This window comes from Fructobacillus fructosus KCTC 3544, from assembly GCF_001438695.1.
GTDB classification, from domain to species: Bacteria; Bacillota; Bacilli; order Lactobacillales; family Lactobacillaceae; genus Fructobacillus; species Fructobacillus fructosus.
In genome coordinates this window covers 1-239 of sequence record NZ_JQBH01000034.1, presented here as the reverse complement: position 1 = coordinate 239, position 239 = coordinate 1, and the positions used below count along the sequence as shown (strand labels likewise).

At 33.9% G+C, this 239-nt stretch carries 1 protein-coding gene; it reads left to right on the top strand.

Annotated elements, in window-relative coordinates; genetic code table 11:
- A partial coding sequence (locus IV71_RS07640; protein ID WP_162258604.1) for a hypothetical protein occupies positions 1 to 239 on the top strand: 239 nt, incomplete at both ends.

Here is a 239-nt window from a genome sequence, read left to right as displayed (position 1 = left end):
TTACAGAACATTCCAAGTGTTTCTGAAAGTAATGAACAATATGTTCTTTCACAATTGGATCAAAAGAAGAAAGAATTTAATGAAAGCCGTTTGAGAGCTCAACAAACTCTTAATCTTTCAGCTCAACAAAAAATGGGCGACAAGATTAGTGAAATCAAGCGTGAATTATCTGATAAATTTGCGAAATTTGACTTGTCACATAATGCTCGTGAACGCGCTGAAATGGTGATTAAACCAAT